The sequence below is a fragment of the Rheinheimera sp. B2H12 genome, assembly GCF_059620065.1.
In genome coordinates, this window is the sequence record NZ_CM184363.1 from 3,207,171 (window position 1) to 3,233,001 (window position 25,831).

The 25,831-nt window shown below is 50.0% G+C and carries 25 protein-coding genes; 19 read left to right on the top strand and 6 right to left on the bottom strand.

Annotation, left to right across the window (positions count from 1 at the left end; genetic code table 11):
• Positions 1-68 precede the first annotated feature (68 nt).
• Positions 69-2,066 carry a transketolase gene (gene tkt, locus AC53GJ_RS13755; RefSeq protein ID WP_496728420.1) on the bottom strand — a complete coding sequence of 666 codons (1,998 nt, stop codon included), beginning with the start codon at positions 2,064-2,066 and terminating at the stop codon, positions 69-71.
• A gap of 350 nt (positions 2,067-2,416) precedes the next feature.
• Between tkt and metK the strand changes: the two genes are divergently transcribed.
• Entirely contained in the window at positions 2,417-3,568 is a 1,152-nt protein-coding gene (gene metK, locus AC53GJ_RS13760; protein ID WP_496728421.1) for a methionine adenosyltransferase, read from the top strand.
• Positions 3,569-3,742: 174 nt separating this feature from the next.
• Positions 3,743-5,323 (top strand): AbgT family transporter, encoded by a 1,581-nt coding sequence (locus AC53GJ_RS13765; protein WP_496728422.1) that lies wholly within the window; start codon positions 3,743-3,745, stop codon positions 5,321-5,323.
• A gap of 75 nt (positions 5,324-5,398) precedes the next feature.
• Here AC53GJ_RS13765 and AC53GJ_RS13770 read toward each other — a convergent pair whose 3' ends face one another.
• Both AC53GJ_RS13770 and AC53GJ_RS13775 read right to left on the bottom strand, forming a co-directional pair.
• Positions 5,399-6,418, bottom strand: coding sequence for an ABC transporter permease (locus AC53GJ_RS13770; protein ID WP_496728424.1), 1,020 nt, complete (start codon positions 6,416-6,418; stop codon positions 5,399-5,401).
• A gap of 10 nt (positions 6,419-6,428) precedes the next feature.
• Positions 6,429-7,310, bottom strand: coding sequence for an ABC transporter ATP-binding protein (locus AC53GJ_RS13775; RefSeq protein WP_496728426.1), 882 nt, complete (start codon positions 7,308-7,310; stop codon positions 6,429-6,431).
• A 96-nt stretch (positions 7,311-7,406) separates the two neighbouring features.
• Here AC53GJ_RS13775 and rsmE point away from each other — a divergent pair, with 96 nt between their 5' ends.
• Genes rsmE through AC53GJ_RS13800 form a run of 5 tightly spaced genes read left to right on the top strand, consistent with a single transcriptional unit; the run spans position 7,407 to position 10,450 of the window.
• Positions 7,407-8,135: a 16S rRNA (uracil(1498)-N(3))-methyltransferase gene (gene rsmE / locus AC53GJ_RS13780; RefSeq protein WP_496728428.1), complete on the top strand. Its 729-nt coding sequence runs from the start codon at positions 7,407-7,409 to the stop codon at positions 8,133-8,135.
• 45 nt (positions 8,136-8,180) lie between these two features.
• Positions 8,181-9,134 carry a glutathione synthase gene (gene gshB / locus AC53GJ_RS13785; protein ID WP_496728430.1) on the top strand — a complete coding sequence of 318 codons (954 nt, stop codon included), beginning with the start codon at positions 8,181-8,183 and terminating at the stop codon, positions 9,132-9,134.
• Between the two features lie 54 nt (positions 9,135-9,188).
• Positions 9,189-9,746, top strand: coding sequence for a YqgE/AlgH family protein (locus tag AC53GJ_RS13790; RefSeq protein ID WP_496732799.1), 558 nt, complete (start codon positions 9,189-9,191; stop codon positions 9,744-9,746).
• Positions 9,747-10,175 (top strand): Holliday junction resolvase RuvX, encoded by a 429-nt coding sequence (gene ruvX, locus AC53GJ_RS13795; RefSeq protein ID WP_496728432.1) that lies wholly within the window; start codon positions 9,747-9,749, stop codon positions 10,173-10,175. It abuts the gene before it with no gap.
• Positions 10,172-10,450 carry a DUF1653 domain-containing protein gene (locus tag AC53GJ_RS13800; RefSeq protein ID WP_496728434.1) on the top strand — a complete coding sequence of 93 codons (279 nt, stop codon included), beginning with the start codon at positions 10,172-10,174 and terminating at the stop codon, positions 10,448-10,450. Before ruvX ends, AC53GJ_RS13800 begins: the two co-directional genes overlap by 4 nt.
• 915 nt (positions 10,451-11,365) lie before the next feature.
• On the opposite strand, the gene AC53GJ_RS13805 is transcribed toward AC53GJ_RS13800, so the two are convergent.
• Positions 11,366-12,493, bottom strand: a complete 1,128-nt coding sequence (locus tag AC53GJ_RS13805; RefSeq protein ID WP_496728436.1) for a PilT/PilU family type 4a pilus ATPase — start codon at positions 12,491-12,493, stop codon at positions 11,366-11,368.
• Positions 12,494-12,499: 6 nt separating this feature from the next.
• Positions 12,500-13,552, bottom strand: coding sequence for a type IV pilus twitching motility protein PilT (locus AC53GJ_RS13810; RefSeq protein ID WP_496728438.1), 1,053 nt, complete (start codon positions 13,550-13,552; stop codon positions 12,500-12,502).
• A 59-nt stretch (positions 13,553-13,611) separates the two neighbouring features.
• Here AC53GJ_RS13810 and AC53GJ_RS13815 point away from each other — a divergent pair, with 59 nt between their 5' ends.
• The 12 genes from AC53GJ_RS13815 (at position 13,612) to AC53GJ_RS13870 (ending at position 24,935) form a co-directional block, all read left to right on the top strand.
• Entirely contained in the window at positions 13,612-14,313 is a 702-nt protein-coding gene (locus AC53GJ_RS13815; protein ID WP_496728440.1) for a YggS family pyridoxal phosphate-dependent enzyme, read from the top strand.
• Positions 14,306-15,121, top strand: a complete 816-nt coding sequence (gene proC / locus AC53GJ_RS13820; protein ID WP_496728442.1) for a pyrroline-5-carboxylate reductase — start codon at positions 14,306-14,308, stop codon at positions 15,119-15,121. Before AC53GJ_RS13815 ends, proC begins: the two co-directional genes overlap by 8 nt.
• A 45-nt stretch (positions 15,122-15,166) precedes the next feature.
• Positions 15,167-15,709 carry a YggT family protein gene (locus AC53GJ_RS13825; protein WP_496728444.1) on the top strand — a complete coding sequence of 181 codons (543 nt, stop codon included), beginning with the start codon at positions 15,167-15,169 and terminating at the stop codon, positions 15,707-15,709.
• Positions 15,709-16,038, top strand: a complete 330-nt coding sequence (locus AC53GJ_RS13830; protein WP_496728446.1) for a DUF167 family protein — start codon at positions 15,709-15,711, stop codon at positions 16,036-16,038. The genes AC53GJ_RS13825 and AC53GJ_RS13830 overlap by 1 nt, the downstream gene beginning before the upstream one ends.
• The gene (locus AC53GJ_RS13835) at positions 16,038-16,472 is read left to right on the top strand and encodes a DUF4426 domain-containing protein (protein WP_496728448.1); all 435 of its coding nucleotides are present in this window, start codon (positions 16,038-16,040) and stop codon (positions 16,470-16,472) included. The genes AC53GJ_RS13830 and AC53GJ_RS13835 overlap by 1 nt, the downstream gene beginning before the upstream one ends.
• 45 nt (positions 16,473-16,517) lie before the next feature.
• The gene (gene rdgB / locus AC53GJ_RS13840; protein WP_496728449.1) at positions 16,518-17,120 is read left to right on the top strand and encodes an RdgB/HAM1 family non-canonical purine NTP pyrophosphatase; all 603 of its coding nucleotides are present in this window, start codon (positions 16,518-16,520) and stop codon (positions 17,118-17,120) included.
• Positions 17,117-18,277, top strand: coding sequence for a radical SAM family heme chaperone HemW (gene hemW / locus AC53GJ_RS13845; protein WP_496728451.1), 1,161 nt, complete (start codon positions 17,117-17,119; stop codon positions 18,275-18,277). Before rdgB ends, hemW begins: the two co-directional genes overlap by 4 nt.
• 84 nt (positions 18,278-18,361) lie before the next feature.
• Positions 18,362-20,221, top strand: coding sequence for a DUF885 domain-containing protein (locus tag AC53GJ_RS13850; RefSeq protein WP_496728453.1), 1,860 nt, complete (start codon positions 18,362-18,364; stop codon positions 20,219-20,221).
• Positions 20,222-20,331: 110 nt separating this feature from the next.
• Entirely contained in the window at positions 20,332-21,297 is a 966-nt protein-coding gene (locus AC53GJ_RS13855; protein ID WP_496728455.1) for a magnesium transporter CorA family protein, read from the top strand.
• 134 nt (positions 21,298-21,431) lie between these two features.
• Positions 21,432-22,781, top strand: a complete 1,350-nt coding sequence (gene mgtE, locus AC53GJ_RS13860) for a magnesium transporter (RefSeq protein ID WP_496728457.1) — start codon at positions 21,432-21,434, stop codon at positions 22,779-22,781.
• 124 nt (positions 22,782-22,905) lie between these two features.
• The gene (rimK, locus tag AC53GJ_RS13865) at positions 22,906-23,808 is read left to right on the top strand and encodes a 30S ribosomal protein S6--L-glutamate ligase (RefSeq protein ID WP_496728459.1); all 903 of its coding nucleotides are present in this window, start codon (positions 22,906-22,908) and stop codon (positions 23,806-23,808) included.
• Entirely contained in the window at positions 23,808-24,935 is a 1,128-nt protein-coding gene (locus AC53GJ_RS13870; protein ID WP_496728461.1) for a succinylglutamate desuccinylase/aspartoacylase family protein, read from the top strand. The genes rimK and AC53GJ_RS13870 overlap by 1 nt, the downstream gene beginning before the upstream one ends.
• 54 nt (positions 24,936-24,989) lie before the next feature.
• Here the strand turns inward: AC53GJ_RS13870 and AC53GJ_RS13875 are convergent, their stop codons facing one another.
• Entirely contained in the window at positions 24,990-25,745 is a 756-nt protein-coding gene (locus tag AC53GJ_RS13875) for a DUF2884 family protein (RefSeq protein ID WP_496728463.1), read from the bottom strand.
• Between the last annotated feature and the right edge of the window lie 86 nt (positions 25,746-25,831).

The following is a 25,831-nucleotide window of genomic DNA, read 5'->3' on the forward strand; positions in this document are numbered from 1 at the left end:
AACTATAAATAACCTGAACTCAGATTAAATAGACTGAAGGGGCAACATGCCCCTTCAAATTTGCTATTTTAACCTAACAAGGATTCCGCTGCCGCGAGTACTTTGGCGGTGGTAATGCCAAAGTATTCAAACAACTGCTCTGCAGGTGCTGATTCGCCAAAACTGGTCATGCCAATAATTTTACCGTTTAAACCGACATATTTATACCAACTATCGACAATACCAGCTTCCACTGCGACGCGCTTGGCGACAGCTGCAGGTAATACTGCTTCACGATAAGCGGCATCCTGCGCTTCAAACACATCAGTTGAAGGCATAGACACCACCCGAACCTGCCGGCCTTTGGCCGTCAGTTGGGCAGCAGCCTGCACCGCCAGTTCGACTTCGGAACCTGTGGCAATGAAAATCAGCTCAGGCGTGCCAGCACAATCGACCAGCACATAACCGCCTTTACGGATGTTCGCCACTTGTTCAGCTGTCCGTGCTTGCTGAACTAAATTTTGCCGGGTGAAAATCAGCGTCGTCGGCCCTTCGGTGTGTTCAATGGCTGCTTGCCAGGCCACCGCCGATTCCACTTGATCACAAGGCCGCCAGTTCATCAGATTTGGCGTCACCCGCAATGAAGCCAACTGCTCCACCGGTTGGTGGGTAGGACCGTCTTCACCCAGACCAATCGAATCGTGGGTGTAGACAAAAATCACCCGCTGTTTCATCAATGCGGCCATCCGCACTGCGTTGCGGGCATATTCCATAAACATCAGGAAAGTCGCGCCATAAGGCACGAAACCACCATGTAGGGCTATGCCATTCATAATGGCCGACATACCAAATTCACGTACGCCGTAATACAGGTAGTTGCCACTGGCATCTTCTGCACTCACACCTTTGCTGCCAGACCAGATGGTCAGGTTAGAGCCAGCCAAATCGGCCGAACCACCGAGCATTTCCGGTAACAATGGACCAAAAGCATTTAACGCATTTTGTGAAGCTTTACGACTGGCAATAGCCGCTGGTGTGGCTTGCAACTGAGCAATATAAGCATCTGACTGCTGACGCCAGTCGGCAGGTAACTCACCGGCCAGACGACGAGATAACTCAGCGGCCAGCTCAGGGTAAGCAGCAGCGTAAGCGGCAAATTGTTGCTGCCAGCTTTGTTGTAACTGCTGACCTTTGGTTTTGCCATCCCAAGCGGCATAAATGTCAGTTGGAATGTCAAAAGGCGCATGCTCCCACTGCAAAAACTCGCGACTGGCAGCAATTTCAGCATCGCCTAAAGGTGCGCCGTGGCAATCATGACTACCAGATTTGTTCGGGGAGCCATAACCAATAATGGTTTTGCAGCAGATTAAGGTTGGTTTGTCACTGTGAGCACGGGCTTCATCAATGGCTGCGCGAACAGCTTCGGCATCATGACCATCGACATCACGCACCACATGCCAGCCATAGGCTTCAAACCGGGCCGGGGTATTGTCGGTAAACCAGCCTTCGACATGACCGTCAATCGAAATACCGTTATCATCCCAGAATGCAATCAGTTTACCCAACCCCAGCGTGCCGGCTAATGAACAGGCCTCGTGCGAAACCCCTTCCATCAAACAACCATCGCCTAAAAAGGTATAGGTATAGTGATCAACCACGGCATGGCCAGGGCGGTTAAACTGCGCTGCTAATACTTTTTCAGCAATCGCCATCCCCACTGCATTGGTGACGCCCTGCCCTAATGGGCCTGTGGTGGTTTCGACACCAGGGGCATACCCATATTCCGGGTGGCCGGGCGTTTTAGAGTGCAGTTGACGAAATTGCTTTAAATCTTCAATCGATAAGTCATAGCCAGATAAATGCAACAGTGAATACAGCAACATAGAGCCATGACCATTGGAGAGAATAAATCGGTCACGGTTCGGCCAGCTCGGATCCTGGGGATTGTGATGCAGATAATCCCGCCACAGTACTTCGGCGATGTCCGCCATGCCCATAGGTGCACCCGGGTGACCCGATTTGGCTTTTTGTACTGCATCCATGCTCAGGGCACGGATGGCGTTAGCGAGTTGTTTACGAGATGGCATTGTCACTCCTGCTATTTTTGTCTGTTCTGAATTCCGGATGAAAGCCAGACATAATGATGAATAATGTACCCGAGCTCTGCTGGCCGTTTTGATACATTTAATTTTTTTTACATGGTCGCATTAGTTCGGCGGTATTTTCCCAGAGCCATGGCTATATGGCAAATTTTAATCTGCAAACGGGCCTGTTTCAGCTAAGTTTTGATCCAAAGCGCCGATACAGCGTATAGTGACGGCATGAAAGACGTCCGGGCGGCAGAAAAAACTGGCAAAGGACTAGCGCTTTTACTAGAATACACGGCCCAAATTTCCAGCGCCTGGCGCATTAACAACCAACTTGTGGAACTCGTTACATGGCACAACACATTTTTACCTCTGAATCTGTTTCTGAAGGACATCCGGATAAAATCGCTGACCAAATTTCTGATGCAGTGCTGGATGCCATTCTGGAGCAAGATCCAAAAGCCCGTGTCGCCTGCGAAACCTTCGTCAAGACCGGTATGGTGCTGGTGGGTGGTGAAATCACCACGTCGGCCTGGGTCGATATTGAAGAATTGACACGCAGCACTATTCGTGACATCGGTTATGTCCATTCTGATATGGGCTTTGATGCCAATTCCTGTGCCGTATTAAGCGCCATTGGTAAACAATCGCCGGATATTAACCAAGGTGTCGATAAAAAAGACCCGCACGAACAAGGTGCTGGCGATCAGGGTCTGATGTTTGGTTATGCCAGCAATGAAACTGATGTACTGATGCCTGCGCCTATCACTTTCTCGCACCGTTTAGTGCAACAGCAAGCGAAAGTACGCAAAGATGGTACCTTACCTTGGTTACGGCCAGACGCGAAATCTCAGCTGTCTTTTATTTATGAAAATGGCAAACCAGTGGGTATTGATGCTGTGGTGCTGTCTACTCAGCATTGCGACACCATCTCTACCGCTGATTTACGTGAAGCTGTGATGGAACATATCATCAAGCCAGTGTTACCGGCAGAATGGCTGAATCAAAGCACCAAGTATTTTATCAACCCAACCGGCCGTTTTGTCATCGGCGGCCCTATGGGTGACTGTGGTCTGACTGGCCGCAAAATCATCGTCGACAGTTACGGTGGCATGGCCCGCCATGGCGGTGGAGCTTTCTCGGGTAAAGACCCATCCAAAGTTGACCGTTCAGCGGCTTACGCCGCCCGTTATGTGGCGAAAAACATCGTGGCTGCCGGTCTGGCGGAACGCTGTGAGATCCAGGTGTCTTATGCGATTGGTGTGGCTGAGCCAACCTCGATTAGCGTTGAAACTTTTGGCACCAGCAAGCTGGCTGAAGATCAATTGATTGCGCTGATCCGTCGTCACTTTGATCTGCGTCCTTATGGTCTGATCCAGATGCTGGACCTGGAGCGTCCAATTTACCGTGCGACCGCAGCTTACGGTCACTTTGGCCGCAACGAGTTCCCTTGGGAGCAAACCAACAAAGCCGAGGCGCTGCGCGCTGACGCCGGTTTATAATTCTTTTCTGATGAAACATGGAGAGCTTAGCTCTCCATTTTTTTAACAGTAAAAACAAAAAACAATTTATTTACAATTGCCGATTTCTGTTGCTATCCGCCAAAGAAGTTTTTATAACTGTCTGCGGCATTGCCTGATGCCGATTGATTGCAGCAACACTAAAAAGGAAAAAATATGTCTGCACCTACCCAAGCTCACACGCCGCCGCAGGCGCAAAGCTGGTTAAACCGCTGCCTGAATGCTATTGAACGCGTTGGTAATAAACTGCCCGATCCAGCCATTTTATTTGGTCTGTTTATGGTGGCAGTCTGGATTATTTCCTGGGCGCTGTCTGGCACTAGCTTTAGCGAAATAGACCCGCGTACCGGACAACCGATCCAAATCACTAACTTACTGGCAGGTGATCAATTCACCTTGTTTATGTCAAAAATTGTCAGCACCTTTGTCAACTTCCCGCCTTTAGGTGTGGTGCTGGTGGCGATGCTGGGTCTGGGCGTGGCCGAATACACCGGTTTTATTAATGCTGGTTTGCGCTCAATTCTGGCGGTGACGCCAAAGCTACTGTTAACGCCGGTGTTAATTGCGGTCGGTATTTTAAGCCATGTCGCGGTCGATGCCGGTTATGTACTGGTGATCCCGCTCGGTGCGGTGATTTTTTACGCTGCTGGCCGCCATCCGCTAGCGGGGATCGCAGCGGCTTTTGCCGGTGTGTCTGGTGGTTTTTCCGCCTCTTTGTTTATCCCAAGCAGCCTGGATCCGATGCTGGCAGGTTTAACCCAAGCATCAGCCCGTTTATCCGCCCATCCGGCAGCAGCTGAACTAGTGGTCAATCCACTGAATAACTACTACTTCACTTCATTTTCCGCCATTTTAATTATTCTGGTCGGCTGGTTCCTGACCGATAAAGTCATTGAACCAAGATTAAAACAAACTGCGGTCGATGCCGATCCAGCCACTTTACCCACCATGGATCCATTGCAACCGCATGAACGCCGTGGTCTGCGATTTGCCATGCTGTCGATTTTAATCAGCGTGGTCGCGCTGGTCGTTTCTGCTTATCCGGAAACTTCGGCCTGGCGTGGCACGGACGGCAGTTTAACCCATAGCTCAGCCAGCCTGATGCAGTCGATTGTCGGATTGATCCTGCTGCTGTTCCTTATTCCTGGCGTGGTTTATGGCGTGGCTTCAGGCTCGGTCAAAAACCACCGTGATGTGGTGCAAGGCATGAGTAAAGCCATGAGTGGTATGGGTTATTACATTGTGATGGCGTTTTTCTGCGCCCAGTTTATTTATGCCTTTGGCCAGTCCAATCTGGGTGCCTTATTTGCAATTAAAGGCGCAGGTGCCCTGAAAGAAATGGCATTGCCGATGGGCGTGACGCTGGTGGGGATTGTGTTTTTAACCGCTACGGTGAATTTACTGGTTGGCTCAGCGTCGGCTAAATGGGCGCTGATTGGGGCTGTGATGGTACCGATGCTGATGGAGCTGGGCGTATCACCTGATCTGACGCAGGCGGCTTATCGGGTCGGTGATTCATCCACCAATATCATCACGCCGCTGATGCCTTATTTCCCATTGATCGTGGTGTTCTGCCAGAAATATGTCAAATCGACCGGCATCGGTACTTTAATCGCACTGATGTTGCCGTTTTCGGTGACCTTGCTGGTGTTATGGACCAGCTTCCTGCTCGGTTACTGGGCGCTGGGTTTTGACCTTGGCATTGGATCCAGTTATGTGTTTCCGGCCCAGCCTTAATGGTTGCGGTTTAAGTTGAGTTATCACCAACAGCAGGCGCCAATGGCGCCTGCTTTATAGCCGAAATCATCAAAGCTAACGTCCATCGCCCTGCCAGCGGAATAACCAGGCCGCCAGCGTCAGAAACAACAGTGTCATGCCAGCTAACATCAACAGTGGATAAGAAAGTTCCGCAAGCGAAGCGCCATCCGTCATAATTGCACGCGCCGCCGCCACTAAATGCGTCAGCGGCAGGAGATCAGCAAACCACAGTAATGCCGGTGGTGCCCCTTCTAAGCTAAACCAGACGCCGGATAAAATCATCATTGGCCAGCTTGCCATATTCAGCAGTCCACCGGTCAGTTCTTCCGAGCGTGAGCGACTGGCGATAACAAGCCCTAACGAGATCATCGCCATCGCCCCTAACACAGTGACCAGCATTAAATCGACATAACTACCGAGCATGACAAAATCAAACAATAGATCACAGCCGGTATAAATTAGTGTGGCGATCACCAGTACAATCAATAATCTGGAAATGACCTGCGCACTGATAAATTCCAAAGCAGTCAGAGGCGTTGCCTGCAGCCGCTTCAGCACCGAGTTTTTCCGATACCTCACCAGTACATAACCAACACCAAACAGGCAGGAAAACATCATATTCATACCAAGAATGCCCGGCAGCGCCCAGTCAACGTAGCGGATCTGCCGGCCCTGCACGATATTTTTCTGCAGCGTCGGCGCCGCTTGCAACAGCAATTTTTCCGCCAGGTAACCCTTCGCCGACTCTGCATTGAGCCAATAACTTTGCAGGTTAAAATCCACCAGCAGATCAAGCTGGTGGTGCTGCAATTTGCGCAGTGCCAGTTCAGCACTGGTGTATGGCACAAACTCCAGATAGCGGGTCTGCAAAAATGGCTGACTGTTGCTGTCAATCTGCGCCTGCGCCTGCACCACGCCAATCTTAAATTCAGCTTTATTGTTATTGCCAAACATCACAGCAAAACCAGCCACCAGTAACACCGGGAAAATAATATTCCAGGACAATGACGATTTATCCCGCCAGAACTCCAGATTGCGGGCTGTTAAAACGGCCAAAAAACGTCTTATATTCATTAAATTACCCTCATGCTGACAGACTATGGCCGGTTAATTTTAAAAATAAATCATCCAGATTCGCCGATTTGATATACAAACCTTCCAGCGAAAAACCTTGTGCCAGCAAAGCGGTGATAGTTTGTTCAATCTCCACGCTGTTAATCTGTAAATAGCCCCCAGCTCGGTGCCAGGAGGATGAGCGGGCTAACGCAGGATCCTTGCCCTGATCCGGCAACCTTAACAAAGCACCGTTAAAATGGGCCGCCAGCAGGCGCTCCGGGGTGTCATGGGCGATAATACTGCCTTTGTCCATAATCAGAATTTCATCACACAACTGCTCGGCTTCATCCATATAATGGGTGGTCAGGATCACTGTGCGGCCCTGCGCTTTAATCTGTTTAATCAGTTGCCAGAAATTGCGCCGCGCATGGGGATCAAGCCCGGTGGTCGGTTCATCTAAAAAGATAATTTGCGGCTGATTCACCAGCGCCAACGCCAGTAACAAGCGCTGGCGTTGACCGCCGGATAACTTACGATGATCCTGCTGTAAGAAGTCGGTTAAATCACAAAGTTGGATCAATTCGGTCAGATCGGCCGGCTTTTGATAAAAAGCGGCAAATAATTTCAGCGTTTCCAGCACGGTCAAATAATCCTGTAAGGCGGTTTGCTGAAACTGCACACCTAATTGCTGAAAATCCTCCCGCCGCGCTGGACGGCCGTGATAGCGGATCTCACCACTATCGGGTTGCAATAAGCCTTCGAGCATTTCAATGGTGGTGGTTTTGCCGGCGCCATTCGGACCCAGAATACCAAAGCAACGCCCTGCCGCCACCTGAAAACTGATAGTGTTGACCGCCACCAGATCGGCATATTTTTTGGTCAGCGCCCTGACTTCCAGAACATTTGTCATATTTCTCCCGGCTAATAAACCTGTTGTGCCGCCTTATGTTATACCTTTCATTGTCACTGCCTGCTACCATAGTGCTTTATTTTTCCGGAGTCTTATATGCGGATACCGCGAATTTATCAGCCAGGCACAGTGGCAGCCGGCCTGGAACTGGTGCTGGCAGAAGATGCCGCTAACCATGTCGGACGGGTGCTGCGCATGCAAACCGGCGCTGAACTGGTGTTATTTAATGGCGATGGCCAGAATTACCCGGCCGAGATTGTTGAGAGTAGTAAAAAACAACTGCGGGTGAAAATCCAGAGTGCTCAGCCCAATGCCGTGGAATCGCCGCTTCGGATCCATTTGGGCCAGGGCATTTCACGTGGCGATCGGATGGACTTCGCCATTCAAAAAGCAGTCGAGCTGGGTGTCACTGAAATCACACCATTATTTACCGAACGTTGTGGCGTTAAACTGGATGCCGAACGTTTAGAAAAGCGCACGGAACAATGGCAGAAAATTGCCATTGCCGCCTGTGAACAAAGTGGCCGCAGTGTGGTGCCCAAGGTGCATCCGGCGCTGAATTTGGATAAATGGCTGGCCCAACCCACCAGCGAATTAAAACTGACCTTGGATCCCTGGGCCAAAGACACCATTAAGACCTTAACGCCGGTGCCAGCGATACGGCTGGTGATAGGTCCGGAAGGTGGTTTTAGTGACCGAGAAGTCAGCCTGACCACCAGTGCAGGTTTTACCGCCGTGCAATTGGGCCCCAGAGTGTTGCGTACTGAAACTGCCGCCCTGACGGCCATCAGTGCACTGCAACTGCAGATGGGCGATTTAGCTTAAGAGACTGATGCTTTGTCAATTCAACAGTTTAGAAAGGAAAGTGCCGTGATTAAATTAGGTATTGTGATGGACCCTATTGGTTCTATCAATATTAAAAAAGACTCCAGTTTTGCCATGTTACTCCAGGCACAAAGCCGTGGTTATCAGCTGCATTATATGGAAATGGCTGACTTATATCTGCTGGAAGGTCAAGCCCGTGCCAGAACCCGCTTACTAAGTGTCGAACCGGATCCAACCGCCTGGTATCAGTTCAACGGTCAGCAGGATATTGCGCTCAGTGAGCTGGATGTAATTCTAATGCGTAAAGATCCACCTTTTGATACTGAATATATTTACGCCACTTATATGCTGGAACGGGCCGAAGATGAAGGCACCTTGATCGTGAATAAACCGCAGAGTCTGCGCGATGCCAACGAAAAACTCTACACCAGTTGGTTCAGCCAACATACGCCAAAGACGCTGGTAAGTCGGGATGCCGCCAGACTGAAAGCGTTTTATCAGGCTGAGCAGGATGTGATTTTAAAACCGCTGGATGGCATGGGCGGCGCCTCTATTTTCCGGTTAAAACCACAAGATGCCAATGTCAGCGTGATCATTGAAACCCTGACCGAACATGGCCAACGTTATGCAATGGCACAACGTTTTATTCCGGCCATTCAAGACGGCGATAAACGGGTGCTGGTGATTAACGGCGAGCCGGTGCCCTATTGCCTGGCACGTATTCCGGCCAGTGGTGAAACCCGTGGTAATCTGGCGGCTGGTGGTCGTGGCGAAGCCCGGCCCTTATCGGACAGCGATTGGGCCATCGCCAGAGCGGTAGGCCCGACGTTAAAAGCCAAGGGACTGATCTTTGTTGGCCTGGATATAATCGGCGACAAGCTGACTGAAATTAATGTCACCAGTCCAACCTGTATCCGCGAAATCGAAGCCGCCTTTCCAATCAGCATCACAGGTTTGTTGTTTGACCAAATCGAATTGCTGCTCAAAGCTCGGACTTAACAACGCTGAAGCAAACTTTAACCATCAGAGGAACTGCCAATGAGTGAACGCCAAATGCAAAGTTTGCAAAATCATTTACTGATTGCCATGCCTTCGCTGGAAGATCCGTTATTCGGCCGCAGTGTGGCTTATATTTGCGAACATAATCAGGATGGCGCTATGGGTATTGTGATCAATCATCCGATGCCACTGAATGTTTCTGAGTTATTGGCGCAACTGGACATTGAGCACAACAGGAGCAGCCCGGCAGCACAGGCTCAGGTTTGTGCCGGCGGGCCGGTACAACCGGATCGCGGTTTTGTGTTACACACCCCCAAAGCTGGCTTTGCCAGCAGTCTGCAACTGACGGATGAGCTGATGGTTACCACCAGTAAAGATATTCTGCAGCAATTGACCGGCGACAATTCGCCGGAAAAATTTATTCTGGCTTTGGGTTATGCCGGCTGGTCTGCCGGTCAGTTGGAACAGGAAATCGCCGATAACTCCTGGCTGGTGATCCCGGCCGATAACGGCATTATTTTTGATTTAAGCCATGCCGATAAATGGCAAGGGGCCACCCAGAAACTGGGGATCCAAACGTGGCAATTAAGCCCGGTAGCAGGACATGCATAAATGAGTGAAAAACCCAACGTACTGGCTTTTGATTATGGCCTGAAAAGTATTGGTGTTGCTGTGGGTCAGCCATTGACCGGCAGTGCCAGTACCCTCAAAGCACTGAAAGCTGTTGATGGCATTCCAGACTGGAGCCAGATTGAAAAGCTACTGGCAGAATGGCAACCTGGTTTATTGGTGGTCGGTTTGCCATTAAATATGGACGGCACTGAGCAGCCTTTTACCGCGCGGGTGCATAAATTTGTTAATCGGCTGCATGGTCGCTTTGGCGTCAAAGTCGTGACCCACGATGAGCGGCTGACCACCGTCGATGCCAGAGCGGATTTATTTGCCCAGGGTGGCTTTAAAAAACTCAGTAAAGATGCGGTGGATTGCTGGTCAGCCAAGCTTATCTTAGAAAGTTTTTTTGAACAGAGTTACGGCTCATGATTACACCAGGCTGGTATCGACATTACAAAGGCCAATATTATCAAGTACTTGGACTGGTACAACACAGCGAGGAAAATCAACCATATGTGTTATACCAACCCTTGTATGGTGAACAAAAACTTTGGGTACGGCCACTGCAGATGTTCTCTGAACAAGTGCTGGTGGATGGGCGATGGCTTGAGCGCTTTAGCAAAGTTGAGCATTTGCCTGCCGAGCTGATAGCCACCGCGGCCAACTCGCTTTGCCTGAAGCCAGCACGTGGTGATGGCCAATAAGGGTCCATGGCATGGACCTTTTGCTCGGCGGAGCAGTAGACTTTTGCTTTTTGGAATCCGTGACAACGGATGGTGTTTTGGTTTGTAGCCTACCGCTAAGGGCTAGATTTTTTTAGCTTGCAGCTTGCTGGTTTTGAAAAGCTTTCGCCTTTGGCGAGTTTCTTTCTTTTGCTTCGCCAAAAGAAAGAAACCAAAGAAAAGGCGACCCCGGGATCGCTCGAAAGCCCGCAATAAAATCAATAGTTTGAGGCGCTGGCGTAACTCGCAGTTCGCTAGCGTCGAACTGCTCAAACACCCGCCAGCTTAAAACCTCAAACCATTGTTTTATCGCGGCTCGCTATACGGGGATGAACATTACAAAAAAACTGCATCCATTAACATATGGATTTTAAAAGGTGTTTGACAGCAATGCTGTAGCTGCAGTCCAACATTTGAAATATCAGAGAGCCATTTTTTGAGCTGCCAATCTACAAACACTATAGCCAAAAGCAAGGACACCAGAAATTAAATTCATTTAAAATCAATCTATTACATAGGGGTTAACTCTTTCTGCTTTTGGTCCCCGTCAAGCGAGCCGTAATAAAATTGATGGTTTGAGGTTTTAAAACGCCGAGTGTTTGAGCGGGCTGACGCTAGCAGCCCGCGAGTTGCGGCGTTGCCTCAAACTATTGATTTTATTGCGGGCTTTCGAGCGATCAGGGGTCGCCTTTTGTTGGTTACTTATTTTGGCGAAGCAAAATAAGTAACTCGCCGCAGGCGAAACGCTTTTAAAAGCAGCCGGCTGCAAGCTGAACACAAAGCCAACTAGCAGCAAGCTAGAAGCCAAAATACCATCCGTTGTGTCACGGAACAAAGCAAAAGTCGGCTGTCCCGCCGACAAAAAAGGTGCTGCCAATGACCGCAATTGGCAATCCCCTAGCGCTCCGGCTTCTCCAGTCCATCCACAGTGACATTGGCCAGAAAACCGGCCCCAGCGGTTTCATTATTGCGCAGCTTAATCATCAGGCGTAAATCATTCGGTGAATCGGCATGATGCAGCGCGTCGGCATAACTGATTTGATTACGCTGATATAAATCATACAGCGCCTGATCAAAGGTTTGCATGCCAAGCTCTCTGGATTTACTCATCACCGACTTAATTTCGTCAATTTCGCCGCGTTTAATCAAATCTGCTACTAATGGCGAATTCAGCAATACTTCAATCGCCGCCAAACGTTTGCTGCCATCGGCGGTTGGGATCAGTTGCTGCGCCACAATAGCGCGTAAATTCAGCGCCAGGTCAAACAATAGCTTGCCGTGTTTTTCCTTTGGAACTAGGTGCATGATGCGGTCGATCGCCTGATTGGCGTTGTTGGCATGCAAAGTGGCGATACATAAATGGCCGGTTTCGGCAAATGACAGCGCATACTCCATGGTATCCTGGCTGCGGATTTCACCAATAAGGATCACATCCGGCGCCTGGCGCAACGAGCTTTTTAGCGCAGCCTCAAACGACTCGGTATCGATGCCGACTTCACGCTGTGTGATCAGACTTTTTTGATGTTGATGCACGAATTCAATTGGATCTTCGATGGTCAGAATATGACCCCGTGAATTCTTGTTGCGAAAGCCAATCAGCGCCGCCAATGAAGTCGATTTACCAGTGCCGGTACCGCCGACAAACAGTACCAACCCGCGCTTGGACATAATGACTTCTTTTAAAATTGGCGGCAGCCCCAGATCATCCGCTTCCGGAATAGTGGTCACGATGCGCCTTATCACCATACCGGCTTGATCACGCTGAAAAAATGCCGACACCCGAAAACGTCCGGCATCATTGGCAATGGCAAAATTGCATTCTTTACTGCGTAAAAATTCGGCCTGCTGCTTGTCAGTCATGGCAGCCAACACCAGTGCCAGCGCCTGTTCGGCACTGAGCGCTGCTTGCTCCAGTGGTAATAATTCACCATTAATTTTGGCCGACACCGGCAAACCGGCCGTCACAAACAGATCGGACGCTTTGGCCACGACCATTTTTTCCAGTAACGTAATTAACTGCACCATCGGCTCCTACATCCGTCCCATCATCCCAAAGGCATTTTTATCCTGCGCCTTGGCCAACGCATCTTGTTTGGTAATCAAACCCCGATTCACCAGGTTCAGCAGACACTGATCCATAGTCTGCATGCCATGGGCTGCGCCGGTTTGGATCACTGAATACATCTGGGCAATTTTATCTTCCCGGATCAAATTCCGGATCGCCGGTAAGCCAACCATCACTTCATGCGCGGCAATGCGGCCACCGCCGACTTTTTTCAGCAAGGTTTGTGAAATCACTGCTCTTAATGATTCGGACAACATCGACCGCACCATGGCTTTTTCTTCACCCGGAAAAACGTCAATAATCCGGTCGATGGTTTTTGGTGCCGAGGTGGTATGCAAGGTACCAAACACCAGATGACCGGTTTCAGCAGCGGTCATCGCCAGCCGGATGGTTTCCAGATCACGCAGCTCCCCGACCAGTATCACATCCGGATCTTCCCGCAGTGCAGAGCGCAGCGCGTTAGAAAAACTTAAGGTATCGCGGTGCACTTCCCGCTGGTTCACCAAGGACAGTTTGTTGTGATGGACAAATTCAATCGGATCTTCAATGGTCAGGATATGATCATGCCGGGTCATATTGATGTAATCGACCATCGCCGCCAAAGTGGTCGATTTGCCGGAACCGGTCGGACCGGTCACCAACACCAGACCGCGCGGGTTTTCGGCAATAGTACGAAATACCTCAGGTGCAGCCAAATCATCCAGACTTAACACTTCACTTGGAATGGTGCGGAATACCGCCGCTGCGCCCCGGTTTTGCACAAAAGCATTGACCCGAAACCGTGCCAGACCCGGCACTTCAAAGGAAAAATCCGCCTCCAGTTTTTCTTCGTATTCTTTGCGCTGCTTATCCGTCATAATGTCGTACACCAGCGCATGGACATCTTTGTGGGTGAGCGGCGGAATATTCAGTCGCCGGACATCGCCATCGACCCGGATCAATGGCGGCACACCTGCAGATAAATGCAGATCCGAAGCTTTATGCTGTACGCTGAAAGCTAATAATTCGGTGATATCCATGACAACATATACTCCTGTTTGCCAAATAGTTTTTTAAATTAACAAGAAGTCAGGCTTTTATGGATAACAACATAGCAGAACGACTGAATTCAGCCTACCGTCAACTGGCAGAATTTAGCCATCATCCGCAATGGGATGGGCAAAAACCACGGCTGATTGCCGTCAGTAAAACCAAAGCAGCCAGTGCTGTACTCGCCGCCTATCAGGCCGGCCAGCGTGATTTTGGTGAAAATTACCTGCAAGAACTGGTGAGTAAAGCCACTGAGCTGGCGGCACTTGGTGACCTGCAATGGCATTTTATCGGCCCCATCCAGTCAAATAAAACCCGGGATATCGCCCGTTTTGCCAGTTGGGTGCATAGCATCGAGCGTTTTAAAATAGCTGAGCGATTATCAGCCCAACGCCCGGCAGAGCTTGCGCCTTTAAAGTTACTGATCCAGGTTAATATCAGCGCCGAAGCCAGCAAGGCTGGGGTGATGCCAGCAGAAGTGCTGCCCCTGGCAGCGCAAATTGCAGCGCTACCCAATGTCGTGCTCAAAGGGCTGATGGCCATTCCGGCACCGGCCATAGGTCAGGACAACAGTGCGGCCTTTGCTGCCATGCAGCTGTTATCCCGCCAATTACAACAACAACATCCGGCAGCCACAGAACTGTCGATGGGCATGTCAGACGACTGGCAACAAGCCCTGACTTTCGGTGCAACTATGATAAGATTAGGCACAGCCATTTTCGGCGCGCGGGAAACTCAACTACATGAATGAAAATACTGTCGCTTTTATCGGCGCTGGCAATATGGCAAGAGCTGTGATTGCTGCCATGGTCAAACAAGGTTATCCGGCAGCCAATATCATCGCTGCAAATCCGGGTCAGGCGAAACTGGATGCACTGGCAACTGAATTTGCTATCCAAACCACCACAGACAATGTGCAGGCGGTACAACGGGCTGATGTGATTGTGCTGGCGGTCAAACCACAACTGATGGCCGAGGTTTGCCAGGATTTAATCGCCCAGGCGCCAGAAATTCAGGAAAAGCTATTTGTGACAGTGGCAGCTGGTTTACCGGTCAGTAAATATGAAAGCTGGCTTGGCGATATCCGGATAGTTCGTGCGATGCCAAATACCCCAGCCCAGGTTGGGCTTGGGGTGACAGGTTTATACCCAAGCCGTTGTTCAAATTATGAAAAATCTTTTGTCGACCAACTGTTCAGCCCTTGTGGCCTGACCGTCTGGCTGGATGATGAAGCTAAAATTAATGACATTATTGCCGTCAGCGGCAGTGCACCGGCTTATTTTTTCTATTTTATGCAGGCGATGCAGCAAATGGCAGAGCAGCTTGGCTTTGCGCCGGAGCAAGCGCAGGCCATGGTGCTGCAAACCGCGCGTGGTGCCGCCGCCCTGGCGGACGAGTCAGGCCTGGCTTTTGCCGAATTACGCCAGCAAGTCACTAGTAAAGGCGGTACCACCCATGAAGCTATTGAAAGTTTTCGTCGCGATGGACTGGAGCAAAGCGTGAAAAACGCCATGCTGGCTGCCATTCACCGCGCAGAAGAACTGGCCAGAACTTTATAAGCTTTGTTTGAGAGTTTGTTGATAACCGATGATTGGAATAGAACCATGACTGATGCTTTTGTGTTTCTGATTGATACTTTGTTTAATCTGTATTTGATGGTAGCGTTATTGCGGTTATGGCTGCAATCGGCACGGGCTGATTTTTATAATCCGCTCAGTCAGTTTGTGGTCAAAGCCACCAACCCGCTGCTGATCCCGCTGCGTCGTTTCATCCCCAGCATGGGGGCGCTGGATACTGCATCCTTAGTGCTGGCGCTGTTGGTTGCCACTGCCAAGTTACTGACTTTACAGTTACTGGCCGGCAGTGTTTCTGTGCAGCTCACCCTTGTCGGTGCGCTGGCCTTGCTGGTGGCGGAAGCCTTTAATTTAGTGTTTTGGGTGGTGATTATTCGCGCCATTCTGAGCTGGTTCAGCCAGGGCAGAAATCCGATGGAGCATTTGTTAAGCCAGTTAACTGAGCCACTGCTCAGTCCAATCCGTAAAATCATTCCACCGATTGGCGGGCTGGATTTATCCGTCTTGGTGCTGTTGGTTGGCATGCAATTTTTGCAAATTTTACTCAAAGGTTTACTCAGCGGTTTGCTGTGATGTCAAACCTGGCAGCAAGCACTGAAAGCGCCATCCGCTATCAGGGGCAGGATTTGATTTTACAGTTGTATGTCCAGCCCAAAGCCAGCCGTGATCAGTTCATCGGTTTGCATGGCGCTGAAATTAAACTGGCCATTACGGCTCCGCCGGTGGATGGTAAAGCCAATGCCCATATTCAAAAATTATTGGCAAAAATGTTTGCGGTCAGTAAAAGCCAGGTGTTGCTGACCAAAGGTGAACTCAGCCGGCATAAACAGGTGCAGATCATCGCGCCTTTTGTGCTGCCCGCTGCAGTTTTGTCATTAGGAATTTTACCGGAGACTGACTGATGAAAATTCGTACCCTGCTCGGCTCTGCGCTGTTACTGGCAGTACTGAGTCCACTGGCATCTGCCGAGCAAAAACAAAAACTCGGCCCTTGGGATGTGCATTATATCGCCATGCCTTCGACCTTGATTGAACCGCAAATTGCCGCACAGTATCAAATTACCCGCAGTATTCAAAATGGCCTGATCAATATTTCTGTCCTTGCCAGCACTGATCAGCAAGCACAGCAAGTGCGGATCAGCGGTCAGGCGAAAAATTTGCTGGGTCAGATCAAAGAGCTGAATTTTCAGGAAGTCCGTGAAGGCAAAGCTATTTATTATCTGGCGCAACTGCCATTTCGCGGGGAAGAAAAAGTCAGTTTCAGCATTGACATCAGTCAGGGCACTGAACAGCAACAACTGAAATTTGATCATACTTTTTATCAGGAAACGCTTTAAACCAAGCTGGTGTTTACTATCCATCCCAGCCAGAAGAGATGTTGTATGCAAAAAATTGTGCTCGCGACCGGCAATGCCGGCAAAGTCACTGAACTCGCCGCCATGCTGGCACCGTGGCAATGTGACGTTATTCCGCAAACGGCCTTTGCCGTGCCGGATGCTGATGAAACCGGTCTGACCTTTATTGAAAACGCACTGATTAAAGCCCGTCATGCCGCAGAGCTCACTGGTTTGCCAGCCATCGCGGATGATTCCGGTCTGGCGGTCGATGCACTCGGCGGTGCGCCTGGCATTTATTCTGCCCGTTTTGCCGGGGTCGGTGCCAACGATCAGACCAATATCGCACTGTTACTGGAAAAAATGGCGGCGGTGCCGGATGGGCAGCGCCAGGCACAATTCCACTGTGTACTGGTGTATCTGCGCCATGCCACAGATCCAACGCCACTGATTAGCCACGGTATCTGGCATGGCACTCTCACCCATAGCCCGGTCGGCAGCAATGGTTTTGGTTATGATCCAATCTTCTGGCTACCTGAGCTCGGTTGTACCTCAGCGCAACTGACCAAAAGCCAGAAACAACAACTGAGCCACCGCGGTCAGGCACTGCAGCTGTTACAAAACCAGTGGCAAGCCAGGAATGCCGGATGAGTGCGTTACAACTACCACCGCTATCGCTCTATATCCATATTCCCTGGTGTATTCAGAAATGCCCATATTGCGATTTTAACTCCCATGCCGTGAAACAAGGCATCCCTGAGTCTGAGTATGTCGCCCATCTGTTGGCCGATCTGGCGCAGGATCTACCCTATGTGCAAGGCCGGCCGCTGAGTAGTATTTTTATCGGCGGAGGCACGCCAAGCGTCTTTTCGGCCGAAGCCATCGCACAAATCCTGGCAGGTGTGCAGGCAGCTATTCCTTTTGCCGCCGATATTGAAATTACCATGGAAGCCAATCCGGGCACAGTCGAAGCAGACCGTTTTGCCGGTTATGTCAAAGCAGGTGTCAATCGGTTTTCGATTGGCGTGCAAAGCTTTCAAAATCAACAGTTGCAAAAACTGGGGCGCATTCATCAGCGTGATGAAGCCTGCCATGCAGCCAGACTGGCGCAGCAACTTTGTCAACACAGCAGCCTGCAAAGCTTTAACCTGGATCTGATGCACGGTTTGCCAGAACAACAATTAGCAGATGCCTTGGCTGATTTACAGCAAGCGATTGAGCTGGCGCCACCGCATTTATCCTGGTATCAGTTAACGATTGAACCCAATACCGCCTTTGCTTCCAGGCCACCAACCTTGCCACAGGATGAAACCTTGTGGGACATTCAGGAGCAAGGTCATTTGCTGCTGACAGCGGCTGGTTACCAGCAATATGAAACCTCGGCTTACAGTAAAAGCGGCTATCAATGCCGGCACAATCTGAACTACTGGCGCTTTGGCGATTACCTGGGCATCGGTTGTGGTGCGCATGGCAAAGTCACGCAAGCTGCTCGGCAACAGGTGCTGCGCACGGTAAAAATCAAGCACCCGAAAGGTTATATGGATTTGAGCAAAGGCTATCTGGATTCGACCCAGGCTGTTGCCAGCGAGGATTTAGCCTTTGAGTTTTTTATGAACAGGTTCCGCTTACTCGAAGCTTGCCCGCAAGCGGATTTTACCGCTTATACCGGGCTTTCTGTCGCAACAGTCAGTCCTGCGATTGAAAGAGCGCGCCAATTAGGGTTAGTTACAGTGCAAGCCGACCATTGGCAAATTACTGCTCAGGGTGTGCGTTATTTAAATGAATTACTGCAGTTGTTTCTGGACTAACCACTGCACTGGCCGGGCGCTGCCGATAGGCGGCCTGCTCGCAGCTGCCATTTTGCAAGCAAACAACCATAACAAGAGGACATTATGCAACTGACCCACATCGCACTGGCCGTCACGGCCGCTTTTTTGCTGGGCGCTTGTTCGCCGGCGCAAAATCCGGCCAGCGACAGCAACCAAACCAGCACCAGCCAGCCGGCAACAACCAGCCAAGCCAATCAAACTGAAAACGAACGGCTGATGGCATTTTTTGAACAGGCTTTTAACGACCAGGTGGCGCTGAGCCCGACCATGCAGACCCAACTAGGCCTGAAAACAGATCAAGACAAGTGGGATCAGCTGACGGATGAACAATACCAAAAGTCGCTGCAACTGGTGAAAACTCAGCTGCAACAACTGGAACAATTTGATTTTAAAGCACTGGATGCACAAAATCAGTTGAGTTATCAGTTGTTTAAACAGGATGCTGAGCAGCAACTGGCTGACGAACAATGGCGGTTATACAACTATCCGGTCAACCAGATGTATGGCACTCATACCATGGTGCCGTCGCTGCTGATTAACCAGCATCAGATCAGTGATGAAACCGACGCCAAGGCTTATATTGCCAGGCTCAATGGTGTGTTGCCATTATTTAACCAGTTAACAGCGCAACTGGATAAAAGAGCCGAACTTGGTATTATTCCGCCAAAATTTGTCTTTGCCCATGTACTCAGTGCCAGCAACAATATCATTCAGGGCGCCCCATTTACCGAAGGGCCGGATAGTACTTTATTAGAAGATTTCCGCCGTAAAGTCGATGCACTGACCCTGGATGCTGCCGCCAAACAAATGCTGGTGAAAGAAGCCGAAATCGCGCTGGTCAGCAGTGTAAAACCGGCGTACCAGCATTTAATCAGTTATCTGACGACCTTAGAAACCAAAGCCGGTGACGACGATGGCGTCTGGCGTTTTGTCCGTGGTGCTGAATTTTATAATCATGCACTGGCCCGCACCACCACCACCACCATGACCGCCGACCAAATCCATGATTTGGGGCTGGCTGAAGTCAGTCGCATTCATCAGGAAATGCGCGCCATTATGGACAAAGTGGGCTTTAAAGGTGATTTACCGGCGTTCTTTAAATTTATGCGTGAAGACAGCCAGTTTTATTATCCGGACAATGCCGAGGGCAAAGCCGCTTATCTGACAGAAGCGACCCGGGTGATTGACGATATGAAGTCTAAACTCGATCAGCTGTTTATCGTCAAGCCAAAAGCCGATATGGTGGTTAAGGCGGTAGAACCGTTCCGTGAAGCCTCAGCTGGCAAAGCTTTTTACGAAGCGCCATCGATGGATGGCAGCAGACCTGGTATTTATTATGCTAACTTGTACAAGATGTCTGGCATGCCGAAATATGAACTGGAAGCTTTGGCTTACCATGAAGGTATTCCAGGCCATCATATGCAAATCGCTATCGCGCAAGAGCTGGAAAACATTCCTAAATTCCGTAAGTTTGGTGGTTATACCGCTTATATCGAAGGCTGGGGTTTGTATACCGAGTTGTTACCAAAAGAAATTGGCTTATATCAGGACCCCTACTCAGATTTTGGCCGCTTGGCGATGGAACTGTGGCGTGCTTGTCGGTTAGTGGTCGATACCGGCATTCATGCGAAAAAATGGACCAGAGCTGAAGCCATCAGCTATCTGGCCAGTAATACGCCGAATTCGCAGTCTGAAGTCGACAATGCCATTGAGCGCTATATTGTGATGCCATCCCAAGCCACCGCTTATAAAATTGGCATGCTGAAAATTATCCAGCTGCGCGACAAAGCCAAAGCGGCGCTCGGCGATCAGTTTGATATCCGCGAATTCCATGATGTTGTGCTGAAAAACGGGGCTGTGCCACTGGATACCCTGGAACAACTGGTCGACAGTTATATCAGCAGCAAAAAAGCCAAAGCTTAACGCTGTCACTGCGCTGGCAGCGCCTGCATCTGAAGGGCGCTGCTGCGATTGCCCCCTCTGCTGTTGCCAGCCTGAGCTAGCCTCTATCTGATTAATCAAGGAGTTGCCTGATGATTCAGTTGCATTTGTACAACCCACAAACCGACAGCTGGCAAAGTGGTGAGCTAAGTTTGCTCAAACTGCCGTTGCATGGCGACGAAAAAGCCTGGATCAACCTATCTGCAGCCAGCCCGCTGGAACAGCAGTTACTGTTAAAACAGCTTGCTATCCATCCGGTGATTGCTGAGGATTTTTTACGCGAGCGCCATCCGCCAAAACTGGAAGCCAGTGATGAGTTTACCTTGCTGATCATGCGGGCTTTTGCCGGTAAAGATTTTTATGATTATCCGGGGCACGCCCAATTAAGTTTGTTGTTTTCCAAACAAATTCTGCTTTATAAGTGCCAGTTACCGGAACAATCTTATGCCTATGCCTTACCCACATTTAACGTGCATCAACCTGTGATGCCGATTAAAGACTGGGTGAAACATTATATCCACGCCGTCTCGGCCAGTTATTTGGAAAAATTGATCAACTTTGAAGATGAGCTGGGTGATTTTGAAGACTTAATGCTCAGTAATGGTGATGACCATAAAATGGCGCAGATCATGCGTTATCGCTCGGTGTTTCGAAAATTGGATCGCAATCTGGCTTATCAAAAAGAAATGTTTGCTGATTTATTAACACCTGATCAGGAACATCCGTTTATTTCACAGTTCCACAGCTCAGAACTACGCGATTTTTATGAAAAATTTGAACGGCTGCACAGTATGACGCAAATGTATTATGACCAGCTCGGCGATTTGGTCAGTGGGTATATGTCAACCTCGTCGCATCAGATCAACGAACGGATGAAGCTGCTCACCATGGTGTCGACGGTGTTTATTCCGCTCACTTTTATCGTCGGCATGTATGGGATGAATTTTGATAATATGCCGGAATTACATCTGGAAACCGGTTACTATTGGACCCTTGGTGTGATGTTGCTGCTGGCGCTGGCCATGCTGTTAGGTTTTAAAATTAAACGTTGGTGGTAATGCTGCTGGTTGGTCCAGCGAAATATTCAGAAAAATGTCGTTGAATTGACTATAAATCCAAACAACAGCTGCGGTATTATCCGCAACCTTTCTTCATATGGTCTGGCGCTGCCGGATCCGTCAAGAGTATCGCCATGGCTGAAAATCAACTGCTGGATATCAAAGATATTGTTCGCGATAGTTTCGACGAACAGGAAGTTGAGCAGCTTGGTGTTAAACTCAGCCAGTTAGAGCCGGAAGAAATCGCCGTTGCACTGGAGGCCATGCCGCTGGAGCAACGGATCAGCACCTGGCAAAGCCTGTTGCCGGATGAACAAATCCATGCCCTGACCTACATGCGCGATGATGCGCGGCAAAATATTTTTAAGCAGCTTGAAGATAACGAACTGTCCGCGCTGGTGGCGCGGATGGATGTGGACGATCTGATTGAGTTGCTGGATGAATTACCGGCAGCAGTTTATCAGGAAGCATGTTCTAAGCTCGATGCCAGCGAAAAACTCTGGCTGGCTACCGCATTGGCTTATACCGATGAACAGTGTGGTCGTTATGCCGACCATGATGTTTTGACTATCCGTAATAACGCCAAAGTCCGGGATGCCATCCGGTTATTTAAGAAGCTCAATGAAGACGCCGAATATCATGATGCGCTGATGGTGGTCGACCGCACCGGTCGTTATGTCGGTTTGCTGCTGGCAACCAATTTACTCGGCGAGCCAAGTCACTTACCTGTAGTCTCTTTTATCGATACCGAAGCGCCGGTGGTCGAAGGGGTGCTTGAGCTTGGTACAGGCTCTGACATTGTGGCCCGCTCCGGTTATACTGCGCTGGCGGTGATTGACGATGAAGGAAAATTGCTGGGTCGGTTATCCATCGGCGAAGCTCTGGAAAACGTGCGGCGTGATTTAGAAGGCCAGTTTATGCATACCGCCGGTTTGCATGAAACGGAAGACTTGTTTGCGCCGGTCGCGGATAGCGCAAAAAGACGGGCGCTGTGGCTTGGCATTAACTTACTCACTGCTTTTCTGGCAGCCTGGACCATAGGCCTGTTTGAAGCCACCCTGCAACATGTGGTGGCGCTGGCTGTATTGATGCCGATAGTCACCAGTATGGGCGGTATTGCCGGCAGTCAGACGCTGACGCTGATTATCCGGGGTCTGGCGCTGGGTCAAATCACGCCACAAACTTATTGGCCCTTATTGCGCAAAGAGCTTGGCGTGGGTTTACTCAATGGCCTGCTGTGGGCTGCAGTCATCGCCGCTGTCACTTATCTGTGGTTTGATGATTGGATCATCGGCATGGTGATCGGACTTGCCATCATTATTAATATTCTGGTGGCGGCAGCCTCAGGTGTGGTCATTCCGGTGTTACTGGAAAAAGGCAAAATAGATCCGGCGCTCTCCGGTTCAGTGATCCTGACCACCATTACCGATGTGCTGGGCTTTTTTGTGTTTTTGGGGCTGGGCACATTATTGCTGTTGCCCTGAAGCTGGTTGATCTTTGCAAAAAAATCCACGTAAAACAAAACGCTGTGCTGTTTTTTTCCAGTCAGCGCTCTACACTGTGTCAAGTTAAAGGCGATGTGCAGGTCACAGCTGCCCCGGAGTCTGCATGAAAATTGCTTTGTTATCCCGTAATGCTGAATTGTATTCAACCAAACGTCTGGTGGAAGCTGCACAGGCCCGCGGTCATCAGGTTGAAGTGATAGATCCGATTTTGTGTTACATGAACATCAACCACAATGCGTTATCGATCCATTACAAAGGCGAAGCCTTGAGTGGCTTTGATGCGGTGCTGCCAAGAATTGGTGCCTCCATTACCTTTTATGGCAGTGCCGTGCTGCGCCAGTTTGAAATGATGAACGTGTATTGTCTGAATAACGCTGCCGCAATTGGCCGTGCCCGCGATAAACTGAATTCACTGCAGTTATTAGCCCGGGACGGCATCGGCCTGCCGATCACCGGCTTTGCCGACAAACCCGGTGATATTCCGGATCTGATAGATATGGTCGGCGGAGCCCCTTTGGTGATCAAGCTGCTGGAAGGCACTCAGGGCATTGGCGTGGTGCTGGCTGAAACCCGCACCGCGGCAGAAAGTGTGATTGAAGCCTTTATGGGGCTGAATGCCAATATCCTGGTGCAGGAATATATTCGCGAAGCTCAGGGTGCTGATATCCGTTGTTTTGTGGTCGGTAACAAAGTCATTGCCGCGATGAAACGCCAGGCCAAAGCGGGCGAATTTCGTTCCAATCTGCATCGGGGGGGCACCGCCAGTAAAGTGAAATTATCGGCCGCTGAGCGGCAAACGGCCATTAAAGCAGCACGTTGTATGGGTCTCAATGTTGCTGGGGTCGATATACTCAGAGCCAAGGATGGTCCGGTCGTGATGGAAGTGAACAGTTCACCCGGACTGGAAGGCATTGAAGCTGCCAGTGAAGTGAATGTGGCCGATCAGATTATCAGTTATCTGGAACAGCAAGTAGAGCGCCACCAGAGCAAAACAGGAGCCTGCTGATGATAGCTACCGATGAAAATGCAGAACCAAGCCTCACTGCAGCAACAGTGTCTGAGCCTGCGCTGAGCAGCAACACAGCCCTGACAGTGCAGCCTTTTGCTTTTGGTAACAGCATTATCGCCCCGGGCGAGCGGATGGTGGTTGATATCCCCTTTGGCAAACTCTATACCCACACCGAACTGAATATCGGTGCCCATGTGCTGCATGGTAAAAAGCCGGGGCCGGTGCTGCTGATCACGGCGGCCTTGCATGGCGATGAAATTAACGGCGTGGAAATCTGTCGGCGTTTGCTGAAACTGGTGAAAGTGGGCAGTTTACGCGGCACTTTAGTGGTGGTCCCCATCGTCAATACCTACGGTTTTGTCCAGCAATCGAGGTATTTGCCCGACCGACGGGATTTAAACCGTAGCTTTCCCGGCAGCGAAAAAGGCTCACTTGGCAGTCGGATGGCCTGGCAATTTACCGATCGCATTTTAAAAAAATGCACCCATGTCATTGATTTGCACACCGGCGCTATCCACCGTTCCAACCTGCCGCAAGTCCGCGCCACCTCAAGGGATAAAGTATCGCTGAAAATGGCAGAAAGTTTTAACGCGCCTATCATCATCAAAGCCGCCAGCCGCGATGGCACCATGCGGGGTACTGCCAATAACCTTGGACTGCCGATCATTTTATATGAAGCCGGTGAAGCACTGCGTTTTGATGAACCTTCGATCAAAATTGGCGTCCGTGGCATTCTGAATGTGATGCATAGTCTGGGCATGCTTAGAACAGTGCGCAAACAAGATAAAACCAAATCACTGTTTTCGAAAAAAAGTAGCTGGCTCAGAGCCGAGCATGATGGGATTGCCCGCTATTATTTTGGCCTCGGCCAAAAAGTGAATGCCGGCGATACTCTGGCCCATATCTATTCGCCATACTCCGACTTTGAGGTGGCCGTGGTGGCCAGTTTCAGTGGCATTATCATTGGCCGTAACAACTTGCCACTGATTAACGAGGGTGAAGCTTTATTTCATATTGCCGAAGTCAGCGAACTGGAAGAAGCAGAGAAAACCATTGATGCGATTAGTGATGAGGCGGACAGTGCCATGCCGGCAGTACTGGGCAAAGATTTAGGGTTGGTCTAAGCCGGACCAGCTTCGCCGTCTGGCCCGCAACCTTGGCCACACCACAAAGAGCGGCTATTTACTGGTGACGACATCATAAGCAAGCAGTTGTGGCACTTGTTGCTGTAACTGCGTTTCGATTTGATCAAGTTCCAGTAAGCGCTGACAGAACAACACAGATTTAGTCTCCATCTCTTCTGCTTTGGCATCCAGTCCCTGATTAATTTTTTCAATCAGTTGCTCCACACTCTGCCAGCCCTGACTGTCAGTGCGTTCAAAATTATCATCTGTCTGGCGCAAAGCATCCCGCAACGCCCCCCAGACCGCACCCACCGTATTTTTCGCCAGCCCGGTCAGATTGGTTTTCAGTTCGCCATGTAAAAATGCATCCATTTCATGCAGGCTTTGTGGCGCCAGATAAAAATGCTCACCGCTGCGGACAAAACGCGACATCAGTTGATAAGTGGTTTCCCGCACCAGCGCTTGCCATTCTTCCTGCTGCGATTTGTTACCGACGCCAATCAGCATCCCTTCAATCGCTGATAACCCCAGTTCGACACTGTCAACGGCAATCCCCACTACCTGCGGCACAAACTTGCGCATGCCCTGGCTGTACAACGCCAGTAACTCGGTATCCTGTTCAGATAAGGTGATCCATTCGCCCTGAATAAACAATTGCTTATCGTGGTTTATCTGAAACTGAGTCCGATCGTTGGTCAGCACGCGGATTTGTTCCGGTGAGATTAAAATACCATGCCGAAAACCCATCTGACATTCATTGGCAATCACAGACCAGCTGAGTAAACAGAGCACACAATATAACAAACGCAACAGACACCTCAGCACCGGCAAATAATCACCATGGCAGCATACGCCAAATCAGCCTGCAGCACAGCTTGCGATGTCGCATTGATGCA